The sequence below is a fragment of the Microvirga sp. P5_D2 genome (genome assembly GCF_054049475.1).
The window spans coordinates 1-5,400 of the sequence record NZ_JBFUMH010000246.1 but is presented as its reverse complement, the minus strand read 5'-3'; the positions used below and the strand labels follow the sequence as shown (position 1 = coordinate 5,400).

The window sequence follows — 5,400 nt, the reverse complement described above, 5'->3', positions numbered from 1 at the left end:
GCTTCTCGAAGGTCGCCCCGTATTACTACTATCCCGGCTTCTGGGAAGGCGGCCCCACCATCCACCTCTTCATCAACAATGCGAAGTGGAAGGAACTGCCGAAATCGTATCAGGCGATCCTGTCTGCTGCTGCCGGCTATGCCAACAACGACATGCTGGCCAAATACGATGCCCGCAACCCGGCCGCGCTTCGCCGCCTGCTCGGCGCCGGCACGCAGCTGCGCCCGTATTCGCAGGAGATCATGGAAGCGGCCTACAAGGCGACCAACGAGGTCTATGACGAGGTTTCGGCCAAGAACGCCGACTTCAAGAAGGTCATCGACTCCATCCGCGCCTTCCGGAACGAAGAATACCTGTGGTTCCAAGTGGCCGAGTATGCCTTCGATACCTTCATGATCCGCGCCCGCGCCCGCGGCTGATCGGGTCCATCACGAACTTGAGAAAGGGCGGCCAAAAGGTCGCCCTTTTTTGTTGTGACAACGATCCCCAGATATGTGCCTCCCCGGCAGCCTCGTTCAGGATCATGTCCCAGTTAAGCCTGGGCGGAGGCTTGTCTATCGAAGGATTGTCGCCCCATGCGCTGGACGCTTCGAATCTCGTTTCTGCTTTTTCTGGCATGGGCCATCTTCATGGTCTCGCCGTTCGTCGCCCTTTACGATCTCGGCAAGGCCGTCGAAGCCAAGGACCTTGACCGCATCACGGAACGGGTGAACTTCAATGCCCTCCGGACCTCGCTCTCGCGGCAAATTCTGCGCGAGTACATGAAGAATGAGGATCTCGACGAGGTCGAGCAGGATTTCGCCACGCAGGCGGGCGCGGCCATGCTTAATCCGGTGATCGAGGAGCTTGTTTCGCCGCAGGCGCTCGTGGACCTTCTCGAAGACGGCTGGCCGCACCAGGCCACCCTCGGCTCCGGTGCGACCGTGCCTCCCCTGCGCATGGATTTGCGTGCGGATATCGGTTCACTCAAACAGGCTTGGCAGACCTTCCTCGCCTCCGAGAGCCAAGGCTTCCGCGTGGTCACGATTCCGCTGCCCGCGAATGTGTCCAAGGACAAGCAGTTCCGCGTCGTCATGCGGCTTCGCAATACCACATGGCGCATGAGCGGCATCGAGCTGCCGGTTCACCTGCGCGATGAACTGGCGAAGCGGGCCTCCATCGCATCGCGTTAGATTTCACAATAAGCTCATAAAAAACCCKCCACTCACGTTGGCGGGTTTTTTATGAGCTCGACGCAAGCCTTTGCCACACGACTTTACGCAAACAAGTGCTCGTTACGCGAATACTGAACATTACTGAGCAATCATCCAGCCAACGGTGGCCAGGGGGAACACCGTGCCTAGAAGAAAGCAGATGACGTTGGTGGTCATTACATAACCCTCCTCTGCCACGATAACTGCCAACGGCGTTTTACGTTCCTTGTTCTTCCGAGTACCCCTGCAGCACTGATGAGTTAAGTAGAACGGCCAAGTTTAACGATATCACGTCAAGCACGAGGGAACATAGCTTCGCCGTTTCGATTGTCTCGCTGACAATGGGGGTATGGGATGATTGATGGTGGCCGTGCGTCTTTCCGGGGGATCATGGGAGATGCTGAGTTCGTTCGTAAAACGCTTATCGTACTCGGACTCGTCGTGTTCGTGCTTCTACTCTGGAAGCTCGCGGACGTTCTCCTGCTGGCCTTTGGCGCTATTCTCGTAGCCCTTATCCTTCATGCCCTAGCCGAGCTGCTGGCTCGCTACGCTCGGGTGCCGGAACGGTGGAGTCTGACGGTCGCGACGCTCATCATCTTCGTTCTATTCGTTGGCCTGATCGCGTTGTTCGGAACGCAGATGCGGTCCCAGTTCTCGAATGTGGTTGAGCGGTTGCCTTCCGTGATCGACAACTTCACGAAAAACCTGGGCTTCGGCACGGTGTCCGACGACATCAACGAGATGCTCGACAACCTTCCATCCGGCGGTCTGGCTTCGCGCATCGCCGGTATCGGCGGCGCTGTCATGAGCGGCCTCGCCGACTTTTTCCTCGTCGTGATCGCGGGCATCTACATCGCGGCCTCGCCGCGTCTCTACAAACAGGGCCTCGTCAAGCTTTTCCCTATCCGCCATCACGAGCGAGTGGAAAGCTCGCTCGATGCTTCGGGACAGGCGCTCAGGCTCTGGCTCGTTTCGCAGCTCATCGCCATGTCCTGCGTGGCCGTGCTGTCCACCCTGGCCTTCTGGCTCATCGGCCTGCCCTCCCCTTACGCGCTCGGCCTGATCGCGGGCCTGGCCGATTTCATTCCCTTCCTCGGGCCGATCCTCGGCGCTCTGCCGGCCGTTCTCTTCGCCTTCAGCATCAGCGGGGAAACGGCGCTTTGGACCATCGTCGCCGTAATCATCATTCAGCAGTTGGAAGGCAACGTGATTTTCCCGCTGGTGGCGCGCAGCGTCGTCAGCATTCCGCCCGCGCTGGCCCTGTTCGCGATTCTCGTCGCGAGCATCCTGTTCGGCCCACTGGGCCTTGTGTTCGGATTCCCGCTCGCCGTCGTGACCTATGTGCTGGTGAAGAAGCTCTATGTCCGAGAGACGTTGGGCGAGGAAACCTCGGTACCGGGCGAGAAGGAGGCCGAGGAAGCAACGCAAGACAAGGCCAAGGCGTGACCTCCTCGGTCAGGGCTCTACGTTCCGCATCGGCCATTCCACGAGGCGTTCAAGAAGGTCGTTGATGCTGAACTCCTCCTCCGGTCCGGCCACCCGGTCGCGGACGGATATACCCGCCGCGTGAACCGTGTCGGGATCGCCGGAAACCAGCGGGTGCCACCAATAGAGGTCGCTTCCTTCCGCGACGAGGCGGTAGGCGCAGGTATCGGGCAGCCAGGATATGCTGCGCACGGCATCGGGCGTCAAGCGCACGCAATCCGGCACCTTGGCCTGACGGTTGGGGTAGTCGCGGCAGCGGCAAGTCTGATCATCGAGGAGCGTGCAGCCCACATCGGTGTAGAGCACCTCGCTGGTGTCCTCATCCTCGAGTTTGACGAGGCAGCAGCGCCCGCAGCCGTCGCACAGGCTCTCCCACTCCTGAAGGCTCATGGCCTCAAGGGTTTTGGCGCGCCAGAAGGGCTGCTCCTCCGGCTCGAAGCCGATGATCGTCGATGCATGGGACATGCGGGCTCTCTGAGCTCCTTTTGAGGCGGATTGAAGGTGCTATGTCGCACATCCTGCAAACCTTTTCGAGGTTACCCACGGCTCTATATGAACCAAGGAACCTGTTTGTGAGTTGTTGATAATAACTGTGGCCGCGTTGTATTGTTGCCGCTAGGGAAACCAACGATCATAAACAAGGCATATCAGGCCTTCTGACTGCCCCAAGGGACCATCGTGCGCCAGCATCCATCTACCCCTCTCCCGACACGGATCAAGCGTGCCGCACTCTGGTTCGACGCATGGCTGAACTCGTTCCTGTTCCAATGCGGGCGCGGACTGGCCTCGGCCTATGGGTCCTATTCGGAGAAGATGAAGTGCCTGCGGTTTCGCGGGCCCCTGCGGGTCATCCTCGACCTGACCAGCGAAGCCACTACGCTTGGCACGGTCGGTGCCGTCATCATGCTCGCCCTCGCCTTGCCCGCCTTCCGGGAGACTGAGGACGATTGGCTCAAAACCCAGGATCTCGCCGTCACCTTCCTCGACCGTTACGGCCAGGAAGTCGGACGGCGCGGCCTTCATCTGGATGATTCCTACAAGCTCGAGGATTTTCCAGATTACATGATAAAGGCCGCGCTGGCGACGGAAGACCGCCGTTTCTACGATCACTGGGGCATCGACCCCATCGGCACCTTCCGCGCTCTTCTGGTCAATGCCCAGGGCGGCGGCGTCGTGCAGGGCGGCTCCTCAATCACCCAGCAATTGGCCAAGAACCTGTTCCTCACGAACGAGCGCTCCCTGGAGCGTAAGATCAAGGAAGCATTCCTGGCGATCTGGCTCGAATTCCACCTGACCAAGGACGAGATCCTCAAGCTTTATCTCGACCGCGCTTATATGGGCGGCGGCGCCCACGGCGTCGTGGCGGCCTCGGACTATTATTTCGGCAAGCCAGCCAAGGACCTGACGCTCGCGGAATCCGCCATGCTCGCAGGCCTGTTCAAGGCGCCCACCAAGTATGCGCCCCACGTGAACCTGCCCGCCGCTCGCGCCCGCGCCAACGAGGTTCTGCGCAACATGGTCGAGGCGGGCTTCTCCACCGAGGGCCAGATCCAGACCGCCCGCCGCAACCCGGCGACCCCGATCAACCGGACCCGCGAGACGACGCCCGACTTCTATCTCGACTGGGCCTACGATCAGGTGAAGACCCTCGCCGCCGACAAGAAATTCGGCAACGAGCGCGTCCTTACCGTCAAGACGCCCCTCGACACCACTCTCCAGCGCCACGCAGATCAGACGCTGGAAGACATGCTGCGCCAGCACGGCCGCCAGTATAAGGCCGGCCAAGGTGCGATCGTGGTGATGGACGTGGACGGCGCCGTGCGCACCATCGTCGGCGGCCGGGATTACGGCCAGAGCCAGTTCAACCGCGCCACGGGCGGCCTGCGTCAGCCGGGCTCCTCGTTCAAGCCCTTCGTCTACGCCGCCGCGCTAACCACGAATCCCAAACTGAAGCCCACTTCCATCGTGGTGGACCGGCCCGTTTGTCTCGGCAATTGGTGCCCGCAGAACTATGGCCGCTCCTTCTCGGGCTCCATGCCGCTCGTCTCCGCACTGGCGCGCTCGATCAACTCAATCCCCGTAATCATGTCGCTGGAAATCGGCAAGGGTAACGCCAAGGCCGGGCGCGCGATCATTGTCGATACCGCCAAGCGCATGGGCCTCACCCATCCGCTGACGGATTCGAGTTCGCTCCCCATCGGCGCCGCCGAGGTGTCCGTGATCGACATGGCGGCCTCCTATGCGGTCTTCCCCAATGGCGGCAAGCGGGCCGATCCCTACGCCGCCTGGGAAGTGCGCAACTCCGCAGGCGACGTGATCTATCGGCATGACCGTGACACGCCGCCGAAGCAGGTGCTGGAATCCCGCGTCGTCACCGACATGAACTTCATGTTGAACAAGGTGGTCATGGAAGGCACAGGTAAGCGCGCCGCCCTTGAGGGCATTCCCGTCGCGGGCAAGACTGGCACCACCAACGGCTACAAGGACGCCTGGTTCGTGGGTTATACCGGCAATCTCGTCGCCAGCGTGTGGTACGGCAACGACGATTCGAAGCCCATGAACAACATGACCGGCGGCACCCTGCCCGCGCAAACCTGGCATGACGTCATGGTCGCCGCGCACCAGAATCTTGAAATTCGGCCGATCCCCGGCGTCGATTCAGCCCCCTTCGACCGTGTCGCCTCCGCAGGCAAGCCGGCGGCCGATCAGGCTCAGGGACCGA

The 5,400-nt window shown here is 61.0% G+C and carries 4 protein-coding genes and 1 pseudogene; 4 read left to right on the top strand and 1 reads right to left on the bottom strand.

What is annotated here, in order from left to right:
* The 3 genes and pseudogenes from ACXJKO_RS29480 to ACXJKO_RS29470 form a co-directional block, all read left to right on the top strand.
* Positions 1-419 (top strand): annotated as a pseudogene (locus ACXJKO_RS29480) (ABC transporter substrate-binding protein); the annotation flags it as partial.
* 156 nt (positions 420-575) lie between these two features.
* A complete protein-coding gene (locus ACXJKO_RS29475) occupies positions 576-1,172 on the top strand; it encodes a DUF2939 domain-containing protein (protein ID WP_457094581.1) in 597 nt (198 codons plus the stop codon).
* Between the two features lie 411 nt (positions 1,173-1,583).
* Positions 1,584-2,639, top strand: coding sequence for an AI-2E family transporter (locus ACXJKO_RS29470; RefSeq protein WP_457094580.1), 1,056 nt, complete (start codon positions 1,584-1,586; stop codon positions 2,637-2,639).
* 9 nt (positions 2,640-2,648) lie between these two features.
* On the opposite strand, the gene ACXJKO_RS29465 is transcribed toward ACXJKO_RS29470, so the two are convergent.
* A complete protein-coding gene (locus tag ACXJKO_RS29465) occupies positions 2,649-3,143 on the bottom strand; it encodes a YcgN family cysteine cluster protein (RefSeq protein ID WP_457094579.1) in 495 nt (164 codons plus the stop codon).
* A 213-nt stretch (positions 3,144-3,356) separates the two neighbouring features.
* On the opposite strand from ACXJKO_RS29465, the gene ACXJKO_RS29460 reads away from it, so the two are divergent.
* Positions 3,357-5,400 (top strand): transglycosylase domain-containing protein (locus ACXJKO_RS29460; protein WP_457094578.1); only part of this gene is annotated, 2,044 nt, incomplete at its 3' end.